This window comes from Saccharopolyspora hattusasensis (assembly GCF_050972075.1).
Classification (GTDB): Bacteria; Actinomycetota; Actinomycetes; order Mycobacteriales; family Pseudonocardiaceae; genus Saccharopolyspora; species Saccharopolyspora hattusasensis.
In genome coordinates this window covers 2,973,311-2,989,534 of record NZ_JBPCDC010000001.1, presented here as the reverse complement: position 1 = coordinate 2,989,534, position 16,224 = coordinate 2,973,311, and the positions used below count along the sequence as shown (strand labels likewise).

Annotated in this window: 17 protein-coding genes and 1 pseudogene; 15 read left to right on the top strand and 3 right to left on the bottom strand. The window is 67.8% G+C overall.

The features are described from left to right. Window positions 1-90: 90 nt before the first annotated feature. The 9 genes from atpB (at window position 91) to ACRXBZ_RS13385 (ending at window position 7,836) form a co-directional block, all read left to right on the top strand. The gene (gene atpB, locus ACRXBZ_RS13425; protein ID WP_168585129.1) at window positions 91-870 is read left to right on the top strand and encodes a F0F1 ATP synthase subunit A; all 780 of its coding nucleotides are present in this window, start codon (window positions 91-93) and stop codon (window positions 868-870) included. A gap of 60 nt (window positions 871-930) precedes the next feature. Then, window positions 931-1,188, top strand: a complete 258-nt coding sequence (locus ACRXBZ_RS13420; protein ID WP_029534827.1) for an ATP synthase subunit c family protein — start codon at window positions 931-933, stop codon at window positions 1,186-1,188. 30 nt (window positions 1,189-1,218) lie between these two features. After that, a complete protein-coding gene (locus tag ACRXBZ_RS13415) occupies window positions 1,219-1,800 on the top strand; it encodes a F0F1 ATP synthase subunit B (protein ID WP_433883867.1) in 582 nt (193 codons plus the stop codon). Between the two features lie 21 nt (window positions 1,801-1,821). Beyond that, on the top strand, window positions 1,822-2,652 hold the full coding sequence (locus tag ACRXBZ_RS13410) for a F0F1 ATP synthase subunit delta (protein ID WP_433879413.1): 831 nt from the start codon (window positions 1,822-1,824) through the stop codon (window positions 2,650-2,652). A gap of 73 nt (window positions 2,653-2,725) precedes the next feature. Continuing rightward, complete coding sequence (gene atpA / locus ACRXBZ_RS13405) at window positions 2,726-4,372, top strand: F0F1 ATP synthase subunit alpha (protein WP_168585126.1); 1,647 nt, start codon at window positions 2,726-2,728, stop codon at window positions 4,370-4,372. Between the two features lie 11 nt (window positions 4,373-4,383). Beyond that, window positions 4,384-5,310, top strand: a complete 927-nt coding sequence (locus tag ACRXBZ_RS13400) for a F0F1 ATP synthase subunit gamma (RefSeq protein ID WP_433879412.1) — start codon at window positions 4,384-4,386, stop codon at window positions 5,308-5,310. 1 nt (window position 5,311) lies between these two features. Further along, complete coding sequence (gene atpD, locus ACRXBZ_RS13395; RefSeq protein WP_433879411.1) at window positions 5,312-6,742, top strand: F0F1 ATP synthase subunit beta; 1,431 nt, start codon at window positions 5,312-5,314, stop codon at window positions 6,740-6,742. A gap of 278 nt (window positions 6,743-7,020) precedes the next feature. Next, entirely contained in the window at window positions 7,021-7,386 is a 366-nt protein-coding gene (locus ACRXBZ_RS13390; protein ID WP_010305255.1) for a F0F1 ATP synthase subunit epsilon, read from the top strand. Between the two features lie 12 nt (window positions 7,387-7,398). Next, window positions 7,399-7,836 (top strand): DUF2550 domain-containing protein, encoded by a 438-nt coding sequence (locus ACRXBZ_RS13385; RefSeq protein WP_433879410.1) that lies wholly within the window; start codon window positions 7,399-7,401, stop codon window positions 7,834-7,836. 95 nt (window positions 7,837-7,931) lie between these two features. On the opposite strand, the gene ACRXBZ_RS13380 is transcribed toward ACRXBZ_RS13385, so the two are convergent. Further along, a complete protein-coding gene (locus ACRXBZ_RS13380; protein WP_433879409.1) occupies window positions 7,932-8,504 on the bottom strand; it encodes a cob(I)yrinic acid a,c-diamide adenosyltransferase in 573 nt (190 codons plus the stop codon). A gap of 162 nt (window positions 8,505-8,666) precedes the next feature. Here ACRXBZ_RS13380 and murA point away from each other — a divergent pair, with 162 nt between their 5' ends. The 5 genes from murA to ehuA all read left to right on the top strand — a co-directional run bounded on the left by murA (window position 8,667) and on the right by ehuA (window position 13,077). Continuing rightward, window positions 8,667-9,923 carry a UDP-N-acetylglucosamine 1-carboxyvinyltransferase gene (gene murA / locus ACRXBZ_RS13375; RefSeq protein WP_168585121.1) on the top strand — a complete coding sequence of 419 codons (1,257 nt, stop codon included), beginning with the start codon at window positions 8,667-8,669 and terminating at the stop codon, window positions 9,921-9,923. Between the two features lie 97 nt (window positions 9,924-10,020). Continuing rightward, window positions 10,021-10,914 (top strand): ectoine/hydroxyectoine ABC transporter substrate-binding protein EhuB, encoded by an 894-nt coding sequence (gene ehuB, locus ACRXBZ_RS13370; protein WP_433879408.1) that lies wholly within the window; start codon window positions 10,021-10,023, stop codon window positions 10,912-10,914. A 20-nt stretch (window positions 10,915-10,934) separates the two neighbouring features. After that, window positions 10,935-11,648, top strand: coding sequence for an ectoine/hydroxyectoine ABC transporter permease subunit EhuC (ehuC, locus tag ACRXBZ_RS13365; protein WP_433879407.1), 714 nt, complete (start codon window positions 10,935-10,937; stop codon window positions 11,646-11,648). Further along, a complete protein-coding gene (ehuD, locus tag ACRXBZ_RS13360; RefSeq protein ID WP_433879406.1) occupies window positions 11,649-12,299 on the top strand; it encodes an ectoine/hydroxyectoine ABC transporter permease subunit EhuD in 651 nt (216 codons plus the stop codon). Between the two features lie 13 nt (window positions 12,300-12,312). Next, a complete protein-coding gene (gene ehuA, locus ACRXBZ_RS13355; protein ID WP_433883866.1) occupies window positions 12,313-13,077 on the top strand; it encodes an ectoine/hydroxyectoine ABC transporter ATP-binding protein EhuA in 765 nt (254 codons plus the stop codon). 24 nt (window positions 13,078-13,101) lie between these two features. On the opposite strand, the gene ACRXBZ_RS13350 is transcribed toward ehuA, so the two are convergent. Both ACRXBZ_RS13350 and ACRXBZ_RS13345 read right to left on the bottom strand, forming a co-directional pair. Then, a complete protein-coding gene (locus ACRXBZ_RS13350) occupies window positions 13,102-13,641 on the bottom strand; it encodes an NUDIX domain-containing protein (protein WP_433879405.1) in 540 nt (179 codons plus the stop codon). A gap of 47 nt (window positions 13,642-13,688) precedes the next feature. Then, window positions 13,689-15,047: an HNH endonuclease signature motif containing protein gene (locus tag ACRXBZ_RS13345; protein ID WP_433879404.1), complete on the bottom strand. Its 1,359-nt coding sequence runs from the start codon at window positions 15,045-15,047 to the stop codon at window positions 13,689-13,691. A gap of 328 nt (window positions 15,048-15,375) precedes the next feature. Here ACRXBZ_RS13345 and ACRXBZ_RS13340 point away from each other — a divergent pair. Then, a pseudogene (locus ACRXBZ_RS13340) lies at window positions 15,376-15,891 on the top strand (alpha-amylase family glycosyl hydrolase); the annotation flags it as partial. Between the last annotated feature and the right edge of the window lie 333 nt (window positions 15,892-16,224).

The following is a 16,224-nucleotide window of genomic DNA, read 5'->3' as shown; positions in this document are numbered from 1 at the left end:
TGCCAGATCGCGTATCAGGTACGTTAAGTGCAAAACGTGACGATTCCCCCGGCAGAGTGAAGTTCACCGGGAGAACCGGAAGGAGCCCAGTTGGGCGCGCTGATGCTGGCCGAGGTCGGAACATTCCAACCGCCGGGTGCCGATAGCTTTGTCCTTCCGCCGATCTTCGGCGGAGTCACCAAGCCGATGCTCCTCGTCGTGCTGTCGGCGATCATCGTGGGCGCCTACTTCGTGATCGCCACCCGGAACCTGAAGCTGGTCCCGGGCAAGGGGCAGTTCGTTGCGGAGTTCGTCTACGAGTTCAGCCGCAACAAGATCGCGCGGGAGCAGATCGGCGCCAAGGACTTCCGTCCGTTCGTGCCGCTGATCTTCACGTTGTTCACCTTCATCCTGGTGAACAACATCTTCGGCATTGTCCCTGTCATCCAGTTCCCCACGATGTCGCGGATCGGTTTCCCGATCGCGCTGGCCGTCGTGGTGTACCTGGTGTTCCACGGGGTCGGCTTCGCCCGGCACGGTTTCCTGGGCTACTTCAAGCACGTGATGTTCCCACCCGGGGTGCCCAAGCCGATCTACATCCTGCTTGCCCCGATCGAATTTCTGCAGAAGTTCATCGCGCAGCCGGCCGCCCTGGCGGTCCGGGTCTTCGCCGCGATGTTCGCCGGACACCTGATCCTCCTGGTGTTCACCTTGGGCGGGGAATTCCTGCTCATCGAGGCGAGTGGGGCGTTCAAGCCGATCTCGATCGTCGCGTTCGCCTTCTCCATTGCCTTGACGTTCGTCGAAGCCTTGATCCAGGTGCTGCAGGCCTACATCTTCGCGCTGCTGACCGCGAACTTCATCGGCGCGGCGCTGTCCTCTGAGCACTGACGAGAAAGACCAAGACCTCCGATCCGCGCCGAGAAGCGGACCGAGTGAAAGGTAGTGAAAGTGAGCAACATCGTTCTTGCGCAGGCCGCTGAGGCCGCGGGCAGCATCAACCCCGGTCTGGCCGCGATCGGCTACGGCCTGGGCGCTGTCGGCCCCGGTATCGGCGTCGGCCTGATCTGGGCGGCCGTCATCAACGGCACCGCTCGCCAGCCGGAGGCCCAGGGCCAGCTGCAGGGCATCGCCTGGATCTCGTTCGTTCTGGTCGAGGTGCTGGCGCTGATCGGTCTGGTCGTCTACTTCATCGCCTCCGCTGCCTGATAACGGCTTAACGCGTTGGGAGACGTTGTGGTGAAGACGCAGATGCTGCTGGCCGCGGCCGGCGAGCACAACCCGATCATCCCCGAACCAGCGGAGATCGTGGTCGGTCTGATCGCCTTCCTGCTGCTGCTGTTCGTGCTGTGGAAGTACGCGATCCCGCGCTTCGAGAAGATCTACGCGGAGCGCAGCGAGCGGATCGAGGGCGGTATCGCCAAGGCCGAGGCCGCCCAGGCCGAGGCCCAGCGGACGCTGGAGCAGTACAAGTCGCAGCTGGCCGAGGCCCGTGCGGAAGCGGCCCGGATCCGCGATGACGCCCGCGCCGAAGGCCAGCAGATCCTGGAAGAGATGCGCGCCCAGGCGCAGACCGAGTCCGAGCGGATCATCAACCAGGGCCAGACCCAGCTGGCGCACCAGCGGGCCCAGATCGTCGCCGAGCTGCGGTCGGAGCTCGGCCGCCAGGCGGTCGACCTGGCCAGCCGGGTCGTCGGCGAGTCCCTGGAGGACGAGGCCCGTCGGCGGGGCACCGTCGACCGGTTCCTCGACGAGCTGGAGGCCGCCTCGGCCCCGGCGTCGTCCGAATCGGCCGCATCGTCCCGGTCTGGTCAGGCCTAACCGAGTGAAAGGCGCTGAGAGTTGAGCACCCTCGTGAACGCCGCGAGCCGCGAGGCGCTGGCAGCCACCGAGCTGCAGCTGCTGCAGGCCACCGATGGGGCCCAGGCCGCGGAGATCACCGGGCTCGCCGACGAGCTGTTCGGCGTGGCCGCCCTGCTGGGCCACGAGTCCACGCTGCGGCGGGCGCTCGCCGACGCCTCCACCGACCCGCGGTCCAGGGAGGACCTGGCCCGCGGGCTGTTGGCGGACAAGCTCGGCGCGCGGGCACTGCCGGTGGTCGTCGAGGCCGTCCGGGCCCGCTGGTCCAGTCCGACGGACCTGGTCGACGGGCTGGAGCGGTTGGCCCGCACCGCGCTGCTGGTGCAGGCCGAGCGGGCCGGCCGGCTCGACGCCGTCGAGGACGAGCTGTTCCGGCTGGGCCGCATCATCGGCTCCCAGGTTGACCTGGAGCGGTTGCTGTCGGACCCGACGGGGGACGAGGCGGGCAAGCACGCGGTCGTCGACCAGCTCATCGAGGGCAAGGTCGAGCCGGTGACCCTGAGCCTGGTCCGCCAGCTGGTGGCCCGGCCGCGCGGCCGGCGGGTCAGCGAAGGCCTGGAAGAGCTGGCCGAGCTGTCGGCGAAGCGCCGCGAGCGCTCGGTGGCGCACGTCCGGTCCGCGATCCCGCTCAGCGATGAGCAGCAACAGCGGCTGTCGCGCACCTTGCAGCGGATCTACGCGCGGCCGATCGCCGTGCACCTCGAGGTCGACCCCGGTGTCGAGGGCGGGCTGCTGATCCGGGTCGGCGACGAGGTCATCGACGGCAGCATCACGGGACGCCTGCAGTCCCTTCGACGTGACCTCGCCGACTGACCGACTGGTCGACCGGCAAGGGGCGTCGAACACCAACTCCCTTCCAAGAACTAACCGAGGGCAGGAACGAGACATGGCGGAGCTGACGATCTCGTCGGACGAGATCCGCAGTGCGATCGAGAAATACGTCTCCAGCTACTCCCCGGAGGTCAGCCGCGAGGAGGTCGGGGTCGTCACCGATACCGGTGACGGCATCGCCCATGTCGAGGGTCTGCCTTCGGTGATGACCGAGGAACTGCTGGAGTTCCCGGGCGGCATCTACGGTGTCGCGATGAACCTGGAAGCTCAGGAGATCGGTGCGGTCATCCTGGGCGAGTCCGAGAAGATCGAAGAGGGCCAGGAGGTCAAGCGGACCGGCAAGGTCCTCTCGGTCCCGGTCGGCGACGGCTTCCTCGGCCGCGTGGTCGACCCGCTGGGCGAGCCGATCGACGGCCTCGGCGACATCGCCGCCGAGGCGCAGCGTCCCCTGGAGCTGCAGGCCGCGACGGTCGTGCAGCGCAAGGGCGTGCACGAGCCGCTGCAGACCGGCATCAAGGCCATCGACTCGATGACCCCGATCGGCCGCGGCCAGCGCCAGCTGATCATCGGCGACCGCAAGACCGGCAAGACCACGGTCGCGGTCGACACGATCATCAACCAGAAGTCCAACTGGGCCAGCGGCGACCCGGACAAGCAGGTCCGCTGCATCTACGTCGCGATCGGCCAGAAGGGCTCCACGATCGCCGGCGTGAAGCGGTCCCTGGAGGACGCGGGTGCGATGGAGTACACCACCATCGTCGCCGCGCCGGCCTCCGACTCGCCTGGTCTGAAGTGGCTGGCCCCGTACGCGGGTTCGGCCATCGGCCAGCACTGGATGTACCAGGGCAAGCACGTCCTGATCATCTTCGACGACCTGACCAAGCAGGCTGAGGCGTACCGCGCGATCTCGCTGCTGCTGCGCCGCCCGCCGGGTCGTGAGGCCTACCCGGGCGACGTGTTCTACCTGCACTCGCGCCTGCTGGAGCGCTGCGCGAAGCTCTCCGACGAGATGGGCGCCGGCTCGATGACGGGTCTGCCGATCATCGAGACCAAGGCGAACGACGTGTCGGCCTACATCCCGACGAACGTCATCTCCATCACCGACGGCCAGTGCTTCCTGCAGTCCGACCTGTTCAACGCGGGTCAGCGCCCGGCCATCGACGTCGGTATCTCGGTGTCGCGCGTCGGTGGTTCCGCGCAGATCAAGGCGATGCGGTCGGTCACCGGCTCGCTGCGTCTGGACCTGGCCCAGTACCGCGAGCTGGAGGCGTTCTCCGCCTTCGCCTCGGACCTGGACGCCGCTTCGAAGGCCCAGCTGGACCGCGGTGCCCGGCTGATGGAGGTCCTCAAGCAGAGCCAGGGCGAGCCGCTCCCGGTCGAGGAAGAGGCCGTTTCCCTCTACATCGCCATCAAGGGGCACCTGGACTCGGTGCCGGTCGCCGACGTGCGCCGGTTCGAGAGCGAGTTCCTGGGGTACGTGCGGCGTACCAGCGAGACGACGCTCAAGGACATCGTCGAAACCGGCAAGCTCTCCGAAGACGCTGAGAAGGCCATCGTGTCGGCGGTCGAAGAGTTCAAGAAGCAGTTCACGGGCTCCGGCGGCGAGTCGGTCGTCCCGGCCGAGCCGGACGCCGAAGCGCTGGCGGCCGACGAGGTGGGGCAGGAGACCGTGAAGGTCAACCGCCCCGCGCCGAAGAAGTGACCGGGTAAGTCATGGCTCAACTTCGGGAACTCCGGAATCGGATCCGGTCGATCAAATCGACCCGGAAGATCACCAAGGCGCAGGAGCTGATCGCTACCTCGCGCATCATGAAGGCGCAGGCCAGGGTCGAGGCTTCGCGGCCGTACGCCGAGGAGATCACCAGCGTCCTGTCTGCGCTGGCCGACGTGAGCACGTTGGACCACCCGCTGCTGACCGAGCGCTCGAACCCGAAGCGCGCCGGCGTGCTGGTCGTGACCAGCGACCGGGGTTTCTGCGGTGGCTACAACGCCAACGTGATCAAGGCGGCGGAGGAGCTGCAGGCGCTGCTGCGCGAGCAGGGCAAGGACCCGGTGCTGTACGTCATCGGCCGCAAGGGCGAGACGTACTACCGGTTCCGCCAGCGTGAGATCGAGGCGAGCTGGACCGGGTTCAGCGACCGCCCCGACTACGCCGACGCGGCCGAGATCGGCGAGACGCTGGTCAAGGCGTTCCTGGCGGGCGCCGACGACTACCTCGACGAGGGGGGGCCGGACGGTAAGCTTGGCGTGGACGAGCTGCACCTGGTGCACACCGAATTCGTCTCGATGCTCACGCAGCGGCCGGCGGTCCGCAGGATCGCTCCGCTCGAGGTGGAGTACTCCGACGAGCCGGTGAAGACGCTCAAGTCCACGTACGAGTTCGAACCGGACGCCGAGACGTTGTTCGCCGCGCTGCTGCCGAAGTACATCAAGACCCGCCTGTTCGCGGGCCTGCTGGATTCGGCTGCCTCGGAGCACGCGGCCCGCCGGACGGCGATGAAGTCGGCGACGGACAACGCCGACGAGCTGATCCGCAACCTCAGCCGTGAGGCCAACCAGGCCCGCCAGGCCCAGATCACCCAGGAAATCAGCGAGATCGTCGGCGGTGTCGAGGCGCTCTCGTCCGCAGGAAGTGAGTGACATGACTGCTGCTACTGCCACCACCACTGGCACGGGCCGCGTCGTCCGGGTGCTCGGCCCGGTCGTGGACGTCGAGTTCCCGCGTGACCAGGTGCCAGACCTGTTCAACGCCCTCACGGTGGACATCACCGCCGAGGGCATGGCGAAGACGCTGACGCTGGAGGTCGCCCAGCATCTGGGTGACAGCGTCGTGCGTACGATCTCGATGCAGCCCACCCAGGGTCTCGTCCGCGGCGTCGTGGTCACCGACAGCGGTGCCGGCATCTCGGTGCCGGTCGGCGACATCGTCAAGGGCCACGTGTTCAACGCGCTGGGCCACTGCCTCGACGAGCCGGGCTACGCCTCGGACGCCGAGAAGTGGGCGATCCACCGCAAGGCGCCGAGTTTCGACCAGCTCGAGGGCAAGACCGAGATGCTGGAGACCGGCATCAAGGTCATCGACCTCCTCACCCCGTACGTGCAGGGCGGCAAGATCGGCCTGTTCGGTGGTGCCGGTGTCGGCAAGACGGTGCTCATCCAGGAGATGATCCGCCGGGTCGCCAAGAACTTCGGTGGCACCTCGGTGTTCGCCGGCGTCGGTGAGCGCACCCGTGAGGGCAACGACCTCTGGGTCGAGATGGACGAGTCGGGCGTGCTCGCCGACACCGCGCTGGTGTTCGGGCAGATGGACGAGCCGCCGGGCACCCGTATGCGGGTGGCGCTGTCCGCGCTGACGATGGCGGAGTACTTCCGCGACGTGCAGAACCAGGACGTGCTGCTGTTCATCGACAACATCTTCCGGTTTACCCAGGCCGGCCAGGAGGTTTCGACCCTGCTGGGCCGGATGCCGTCTGCGGTGGGTTACCAGCCGACGCTGGCCGACGAGATGGGTGAGCTGCAGGAGCGCATCACCTCGACGCGGGGTCGTTCGATCACCTCGATGCAGGCGATCTACGTGCCCGCGGACGACTACACCGACCCGGCCCCTGCGACCACCTTCGCCCACCTGGACGCGACCACGGAGCTCTCCCGTGCGATCTCGCAGAAGGGCATCTACCCGGCGGTGGACCCGCTTTCGTCCACCTCCACGATCCTCGACCCGGCGATCGTCGGCGAGGAGCACTACCGGGTGGCGCAGGAGGTCAAGCGGATCCTGCAGAAGTACAAGGAACTGCAGGACATCATCGCCATCCTCGGTATGGACGAACTGTCCGAAGAGGACAAGGTGACGGTGCAGCGGGCGCGGCGCATCGAGCGCTACCTGTCGCAGAACTTCTTCGTGGCCAAGCAGTTCACCGGCCAGGAGGGCTCCTTCGTTCCGCTGAAGGAGACCATCGAGGCGTTCGACAAGCTTTGCAAGGGCGACTTCGACCACTACCCGGAGCAGGCGTTCCTGTCCATCGGTGGTCTCGACGACCTGGAGCAGGCGTACAAGAAGCTCACCGAGAAATAAGAGGATCCGGCGCACTCTGCGTAAGTGGTCCCGTAGCGGAACCTGAGAACCCGCGGGTGGTCATCTTGCGAGCGTGGGCCAAGCGGCTTCGCCGCTTACAAACATAAGGTGCCGGACCCCACTGACGGGGACGGCAGACCGGCAACGGGGTCGGGGTCCGAGCGGACCCCGACCCCGCTTGCCAAGCACCGCGACAATGCAATTCCAGCCCGGCCAGTCACGATCGCCCTGGTGGCACCGGATAGACTGCGGGCACACACCCGACAAAGGAGACGCGCGTGGCCAACATGTCCGTCCAACTGGTCGCCGTCGAGCGCCGCCTGTGGTCCGGGGAGGCGACCGCCGTGGTCGCCCAGACCACCGAAGGGGAGATCGGCATCCTGCCGGGGCACGAGCCCCTGCTCGGCGAGCTGATCGAGGGTGGCGTGGTGCGTATCACCACCACCGACAAGGAGACCGTGACCGCCGCGGTGCACGGTGGTTTCCTTTCCGTCACCGCGGACGGTGTGAGCGTGTTGGCGGAGACCGCGGAGCTCGCCTCCGAGATCGACGTGGCGCAGGCCCGCGAGGACGTCAAGAGCGCCGATGAACAGGCCCGGGCACGGGCCTTGAGCCGATTGCGAGCAGCCGGCCACTCGGCCTGAACCGGGCCGCGCATGGGTTCCCCGGTCCTGTTGCTCGCGGTGGCCTTCGGGCTGCTGCTGATCGCTGCCGTGGTCGTCGCGGCGCTCGCGTGGCGGCGGCTGCGGGAACTGCGCGTCGGGGGCATCGACGTGGCGTTGCGCGCCCGCAAGGACGGCGGTGGCCGCGGCTGGCACCTGGGTGTCGCGCACTACCGGGGCGAGGAGTTCGCCTGGTACCGGGCGTTAAGCCTGCGATCGGGGCCGAACTGGGTGATCAACCGCCGGGACGTGGAGATCGCGCGGCGCCGCGAGCCGTCGATGGCGGAGGCCTACGCGATGCCTACCGGGTCGACGGTCCTCGACCTGACCGGCCCGGAGCTGGAGTTGGCGATGAGCACCGACGCCCTGACCGGCTTCCTGTCCTGGCTCGAATCCGCCCCACCGGGCCGATCGGTGCCCTGGGCATCCTGAAACCTTCCAGCGGGGTCCGCTTCCGGGCCCCGCTTTTTCGCGACGTTCGGGACGTGCCGCGACGACCCGATGATCAGGTGTTTCGCCAAGGAGGTCTAGGCGTTGCCGCCCGGCTTCCAAAGGACGTCACCGTCCGGGTTCGCCACCCGGGCGAGGATGAACAGCAGGTCAGACAGCCGGTTCAGGTACTTGGCGGGCAGCGGCGAAGTGCGCTCACCGTCGGCTTCCTGCAGCGCCCACGCCGACCGCTCGGCGCGCCGGGCCACGCACCGTGCCTGGTGCAGCAGCGCGCCGCCGGGGGTGCCGCCTGGGAGGATGAACGAGTCCAGCTTGCCCAGGCGCGCGTTGAACTCGTCGCACCAGCTCTCGAGGCGGTCGACGTAGGCCTGGGTGACGCGCAGCGGCGGGTACTTCGGGTTCTCGACCACCGGCGTCGACAGGTCCGCTCCGACGTCGAACAGGTCATTCTGCACCGCCCTCAGCACCTCGACGACGTCGCCGGCGAGCTGCGCGGTTGCCAACGCCACGCCGAGCACCGAATTCGTCTCGTCCACATCGGCGTAGGCGATCAGCCGCGGATCGGTCTTGTGCACCTTGGAGTTGTCCGACAACCGAGTCGTTCCCGAATCGCCGGCCCGCGTGTAGATCTTCGTCAGGTGGACTGCCATGCCGACAGCCTAGGCGGATGCCGCCGGTGCCCGGGCGTGCGTGACAGGAAGGTTCCCATGCTGCAGTCCGACCGCGCTGGGGGTGACAGGAAGGTTCCCATGCTCGCCCCGATCGCAACCCGATCCGATGGCGGTGGGGGTCGGGCCGTAACCTCGATGCTCGTGAGTGAGCACTTCCGGGTACACGGCGGGGCGCGCCTCGTCGGCGAAGTCGACGTGGTCGGGGCGAAGAACAGCGTGCTGAAGCTGATGGCTGCGGCGCTGCTGGCGGAGGGCACGACGACGATCGTCAACTGCCCGGAGATCCTCGACGTTCCGCTGATGGCCGACGTGCTGCGCAGCCTCGGCTGCGAGGTGTCGATCGACGGCGGCACGGTGCACATCACGACCCCGGCGTCGATCAACCACGAGGCGATCTCGCCGTCGATGGGCAAGCTGCGTGCGTCAGTGTGCGTGCTGGGGCCGCTGGTGGCCCGGTGCCGCCGCGCGGTGGTGACGCTGCCCGGTGGTGACGCGATCGGTTCCCGCCCGCTGGACATGCACCAGAACGGCCTGCGGCAGCTCGGCGCGACCAGCCACATCGAGCACGGCGCGGTGGTTGCGGAGGCGGAGAACCTGCGCGGCGCCCAAATCTGGCTGGACTTCCCCAGCGTAGGTGCGACCGAGAACATCCTGATGGCCGCGGTGCTGGCGGAAGGCACCACGGTGATCGACAACGCGGCGCGGGAGCCGGAGATCGTCGATCTCTGCGTGATGCTGCAGCAGATGGGCGCCAAGATCGAGGGTTCCGGTACGTCGACGTTGACGGTGCACGGCGTGTCCTCGCTGAAGGCCGTCGAGCACCGCGTGATCGGGGACCGGATCGTCGGCGCGACCTGGGCGTTCGCGGCGGCTGCGACGCGCGGCGACATCACGGTGCGCGGGGTCGATCCGCGGCACGTGAACCTGGTGCTGGAGAAGCTGCGCAGCGCGGGCGCCGAGGTGACCACGTCAGAGGAGAGCTTCCGGGTGGCGATGCACGGCCGCCCGCACGCGGTGGACTTCGTGACGCTGCCGTACCCGGGTTTCCCGACCGACCTGCAGCCGATGGCGTTGGCGTTGTCGGCGGTCGCCGACGGCACGTCGATGATCACCGAGAACCTGTTCGAGTCCAGGTTCCGGTTCATCGAGGAGCTGGTCCGGATGGGTGCCGACGCCCGCACCGACGGGCACCACGCGGTGGTGCGCGGCCTGGAGCGGCTTTCCAGCGCCCCGGTGTGGGCGACCGACATCCGCGCCGGGGTGGGCCTGGTGCTGGCCGGGCTGTGCGCGGACGGCTCGACCGAGGTGTGGGACGTGTTCCACATCGATCGCGGCTACCCGAACTTCGTGGAGAACCTGCGCGGTCTCGGCGCCGACATCGAACGCGTGACCGACTGAGCGGTCCACCAACCCGACGCGCTCAAGTGATGCAAGTCATGCGTTTGGGCCTGACCATGGGCGAGAACCCTGCTCCCGCTTCGAAGGGGCGATGGTCATGGCGAGCAGAGGCTGGACGCGGCGAGATTTCCTGAAGGGCTCCGGCGCCGCGGTGGGCGCGCTGGTGCTGGGCGGGTGCACCCGCACCGGCGGGGGTGGTGCGGGTGGTGATCCGCTCCAGGCGGCCCGAAGTTCCGGCACCATCCAGGTCGGCATAGCCGGTGAGGCGCCCTACGGCTTCACCGACGCATCCGGCAAGATCACCGGCGAGGCCCCGGAGGTGGCGCGGGCGGTGTTCCGGAACCTCGGGGTGAACACCGTGCTGGCCTCGCAGGTCGACTTCAACCAGCTGATCCCGGCCCTCAACGCGGGCAAGTTCAGCGTGGTCGCGGCGGGCATGTTCATCACCCCGGAGCGCTGCAAGAACGCGACGTTCTCGATCCCGGACTACATCGCGCCGACGGCGTTCCTGGTGCCCGCGGGAAACCCCGAGGGCGTCACTAGCTTCGAGGACGTGGCGAAGAAGAAGCTCAACGTCGCGGTCCTCAGCGGAGCGGTGGAGAAGGACTACGCGCAACGGCTGGGCGTGCCGGACGCGCAGGTGCAGGTCTTCGATTCGCAGAACGCGCTCCTGCAGGCGGTCACCAACAAACGCGTCTACTGCGCAGCGTTGACCAACATCTCGCTCAACGACCTGGTGCGGAAGAGCCCGGGCGCGCAGGTCGAGGTGACCAAGGGCTTCACGCCGGTGATCAACGGCAGGCCCGAGGTGCAGGCGGGCGCGTTCGTGTTCCGCGCGCCGGACACCTCGCTGCGCGATGCGTTCAACACCGAGCTGAAGAAGCTGCACGACAGCGGCGAGTGGGTCCGCATCGCCGAGCCGTTCGGCTTCACCGAGGACAACCTGCCACCGGCCGGGGTGACCACGGAGGCACTGTGCGCCGGTAGCTGATCCCGGCGACGGGAGGCGACATGTTCGAGAACTTCTCGCACTTCCTCTCGGTCTTGCTGCAGGGTGTGCCGCCGACGGTGATCGCGAGCCTGTGCGGCATAGCGCTGTGCATCGTGCTGTCGTTCGCGGCTGGACTCGGCATGCTCGCGCCCTGGCGGTGGGTCCGCGTCATCGCCCGCAGCTACGTCGAGGTTTGGCGCGGCACGTCCGAAGTGGTCCAGCTGTTCTGGATCTTCTTCGCGCTGCCATTGCTGGTCGGTTTCGAGCTGTTGCCGCTGTGGGCGGGCGTCCTCGTGCTCGGCCTGAACCACGGCGCGTACGGCGGCGAGATCGTGCGCGGTGCGGTGCAGGCGGTGCCGAAGGAGCAGTACGAGTGCGCGGTCGCGCTGAGCTTCAGCCGGGTGCAGCGGATGCGGCGGGTGATCCTGCCGCAGGCGGTGGTGGAGATGATCCCGCCGTTCAACAACCTGTTCATCCAGCTGCTGAAGAGCAGCGCGCTGCTGTCGCTGATCTTCGTGCACGACATCACCTACCAGGGCCGGGAGGTACTCGAACCGAACTTCACCGGCCAGACCGCGCTGATCTACCTGCTGATGCTCGCGCTATACCTGGTGCTGGCGGTGCTGGTCACGATGGTGATGCGGGTGCTGGAGCGGCGGGCCGCCGCGGCCGTCGGCCGCGAACCGGTCGAACCGTCGAAGGCGCTCGGCCGGGTCGAAGGCGGGGCGATCTAGTTGATCTGGGACTGGGAGTTCACCGGCCGGATCATCCCGGACATCCTCGGCGGCCTGGTGTTGACGTTCGAGGCCACGGTGCTGGGCTCGATCGTGGCGTTCGCGCTCGGTCTTGTGCTGGCCCTGTTGCGGCGATCCAGGGTCTGGCTGGTCAGCACGGCGGTCTGGGCGTTCATCGAGTTCGTCCGCAGCACGCCGCTGCTGGTGCAGCTGTACTTCCTGTTCAACGTGCTGCCGGGCATCGGCCTGAAGTTCTCGTCGCTGACCACCGGAGTGATCGGTCTCGGAGTGCATTACGCCTGCTACACGGCGGAGGTCTACCGGGCCGGCATCGAAGGTGTGCCGCGAGGTCAGTGGGAAGCGGCGACGGCGCTGAGCCTGCCGATCCGCAGGGTGTGGACGAGCGTGATCCTGCCGCAGGCGATCCCGCGGGTGCTGCCCGCGCTGGGCAACTACACGATCTCGATGTTCAAGGAAACGCCGCTGCTGCTGGCGATCGGGGTACTCGACCTGGTGGGGGCGGCACAGGAAGCCGGGTCGGACGCGTACCGGTACGTGGAGCCGCTGACCTTGGCGGGCATCTGCTTCCTGCTGCTCAGCTATCCGTCGTCGCTGCTGGTGCGGAGGTTGGAACGGCGTGTTGGGGTCTGAGGCGGGCGGCGAGATGATCCGGTTCGACCGCGTGGTCAAGCGGTTCGGCGACAACGTGGTGCTGGACGAACTGGACTTCGCGGTCCGCTCAGGCGAGCGGGTCACCCTGATCGGGCCGAGCGGATCGGGCAAGACGACGATCCTGCGGTTGCTGATGACCCTGGAGCGGGTGGACGGCGGCACGATCCACGTGGGCGAGGAATGCCTCACCCACGTGCGCCGCGGCGAAAGGCTGGTGCCCGCCGACGAGAAGCACCTGCGCAAGGTGCGACGGCGGATCGGCATGGTGTTCCAGCAGTTCAACCTCTTCCCGAACATGCGGGTGCTGCGCAACGTCACGGAGGCACCGGTCCACGTGCTCGGCAAGTCCACTGCGGACGCCGAGCGGCGAGCGCGGGAACTCCTGGACATGGTGGGTTTGGCGGACAAGGTCGACGCCTATCCGACGCAGCTCTCCGGTGGCCAGCAGCAGCGCGTGGCGATCGCCCGAGCGCTGGCGATGAGCCCGGACGTGCTGCTGCTCGACGAGATCACCTCGGCGCTGGACCCGGAACTGGCGGCCGAGGTGCTCGACGTGTTGCGAGATCTGGCGCGCACCAGCGACATCACGATGCTGTGCGTGACGCACGCGATGAAGTTCGCCCGCGACGTCTCCCACCGGGTGCTGATGTTCGACAAAGGCAAGATCATCGAGGACAAGCCGCCGGCCGATCTGTTCGAGAGGCCGGAACAGGAGCGCACCCGGGCGTTCCTGCGGTCGGTGCTGGCGGAAGCCTGACCTGTCGGCGCCGGTAACGGCCGTTCAGGCGGGGTTCCGGCGTTCGTGCAGGAGCAGCAGCGTGTAGGCGGCGACCGACTGCGCATCGGTGACCTCGGCTGCGGCGATCATCTTCTCGAATTCGGCCCGGGAGAACCAGGCGGCCCGCATGTCCTGCTCCTCCGACTCGCGTTCGTGCTCGCCCGGCGTCAGCCCGGTGGCCAGGAACACCCGCCCGCGCTGGCTGGATATGCCGGGAGCCACGTCGAGGGTGCCGATCTCGACGAGGCTCGCTGCCCGCAGGCCGGTTTCCTCGCGCAGCTCCCGCACGGCGAGCTCGGTCGGCTCGACTTCGAGCCGGTCCGGAGCGGTGCCCTGCGGGAACTCCCACCGCCGCAGGCCCAACGGGTACCGGAACTGCTCCACGAGGTGAAGCCGATCGCCGTCGAGCGGGATCACCAAGGCGTAGTCGGGCTTGTCGACCACGCCGTAGATCCCGTCGGAACCATCGGCGCGCCGAACGCCGTCCTCGCGGACGGTCATCCACGGGTTGGCGTACACCTCGCGACTGCTCGTCTGCTGCATACGGCCATGGTGCCCGACGCGGGCCACGCTGTGGTGGCACAACCTGGTCAACATGTGGGCGTGGTCGCATACCCGCCCGACACCGGCAGGTGCCGATCAATGATCGCGCGGTGTTGGGTGGGTAGTGCTCTACCGCCTGGTCGTGGTGTTCGTTTGGGGTCCACTGTGGGCGGTGGCATGAACGCGGGTCGCCCACCGCGCATGGTGATTTCCCATCGCTGGTTGTGCAGGGTCCGGTGGTGGTGACCGCAGAGCATCACCATGTTGCCTAGCTCGGTGGCTCCACCGTCGGCCCAGTGGGCGAGGTGGTGTGCTTCCGGGGTTCCCGGCGGCCGGTCGCACCCCGGGAACGCGCACACCCCGTCCCGCTGCAGCAACGCCGCGCGGATCTGGGCGGGCGCGGTCCGCTTCGCCCGGCCCACGTCCAGCGGGAGCCCGTCCCCGTCGAGGACCATCGGCAACACCTCGGCATCGCAGGCGATCCGTCGGGCGTTCTCGGCGGTGATGGCCCGTTCGGTGTTGAGGGTCCCGGGCATACCGGTCTCGGCGGCGACGAACCCGAGCCCCTTCTTCAAATCCTCGAAATCGATAGAGATCGTCAGGTGCGGGCGCTGCCCACCCGTGCGCGGAACCCCGTCATGATCCAGCGCCAGGTCCAGGATCGCGGCGAACCCGTCGGCGTTGCGCTGCCCCACCGTGCGCGGGTCCTTCTCCCCCTCCACCTCCGGACGGGGAGCGGCCAGCGGCTGCATCAGCGCTGCGAACTTCGCGCCGGTCTCGCGGTCGAGGCGGGCTTTGATGACCGTCATCCCGTCCCGGGCAACGGTGTAGTGCAGCTCCCGTGACTCGTGCTGGTCTTCCTCGTCGTCGTAGGCGCCGTCCTGGTCCAGCAGATAGCGGATGCGCTCGGCGAGCTTCTCCAGCTCACGAGGCGTCATCATCCGCGCATACCCGGCCAGGGTTGATTCGACCTCACCGACCTGATGGCAGCGGGCATACTCCGGCAGGCGACGGACCCCGTCCACGATCACCCGCGCATGCTCCAACCCGATCGCACCCTCGGCCAAAGCCGCGGCGGTCTCGGGTAGGTCGGCGGGCATGACCTCGCCATACAAGCTCTGCCGGTCCTCAACATTGCGGGCGACCTTGACCCGGGTTTGCGCATCACGCGCATCGATGTTGAGCAGCCCCTGCAGCCACACCTGCGTCGACCGGAACCCCAACTCGGCATACACACCCCGGTGGTCGGCTTCGGCGATGCACAGCAACTGCTCCATCATCAACACCCGCATCCCCTCCTCCAGTTCACGGATACGGGCGGCGAGTTCGGCATCCGTGCACGACACCGCCGACCGGGCACCAGCGGTGCCGACGGCCGGATCCTGGGTGTTCAACAGCGGTGTCATACCAAGTATTCTCCCGCATTAGAACGCCTGTTCGCACGTCTTTTATGGTCACTTGATCAGGTGAAAAAACCCTCTTGGGGACGAAAACCCAAGCAGCAGAAGCAAAAACACCGGAAGTTCGACACCGCAAGGGCTTCAAGCGCTGTAGAAGCGGTTTGAGAACTCGTTCCCTTAAAGGTCCCAACCCCCCGAGTCAAACCCCACCGAACCGACCGACCCCAAAAACCAAGCCAAAAGGGCGCAACACCCAAAACCCTGCGAACCTCAACGCCAACAACCAACCAGGCCAACAACCAACCCAGGCCAAGAGCCCCACCGAAGGACCCCAATGCCCCACCCCTGGTGGCGAAACGCGGTCACGTACCAGATCTTCCCCCGCAGCTTCGCCGATGCGAACGCCGATGGAGTCGGCGACCTTCAGGGCGTGACGTCCAGGCTGGACTACCTCGCCTGGCTCGGTGTGGACGCGATCTGGCTAACGCCCTGCTACCCATCCCCATGGGTCGACGGCGGCTACGACATAACTGACCACCGCGGCATCGACCCGTCCCTGGGCACCCTGCAGGACTTCGACCGGATGGTGTCGGCGGCGCACGAGCGAGGTATCCGAGTCCTGATCGACATCGTCCCGAACCACACCTCGGACCGACGCGAGTGGTTCCGGCAAGCCCTGGCAGCGGGCCCGGGTTCCCCTGAGCGCGACCGCTACATCTTCCGCGACGGCAAGGGCCCGAGAGGGGAGTGCCCGCCGAGCAACTGGGAGTCCCGCTTCGGCGGCAGCGCCTGGAGCAGGGTGCCCGACGGCCAGTGGTACCTGCACCTGTTCGCCCCGGAGCAGCCCGACAGGGTGTCCTTCGGTTTCAGCGCCGCGCCGCCCTGGCTGCCGCAGCCCGCCGATTGGGGCGACTACTCGGTCGAGTCACAGCGCGGCGACCCGAGCTCGATGCTGGAGCTCTACCGCGCTGCGCTGCGAGTGCGCCGCGGGTTCAGCAGCGGCGAACAGTTCGGCTGGGACGACCAGCACAATGTCGGCGATGTCCTGGCCTTCTGGCGTGGGAGCAACATCCTGGTCCTGGTCAACACCGGACCGGTCGCCATCCTGCTCCCGCCGGGAGAGCTCCTCCTGTCCAGCGCCGCACCGGAAGAGGGTTACCTCCCCGGCGACGCCACGGCCTGG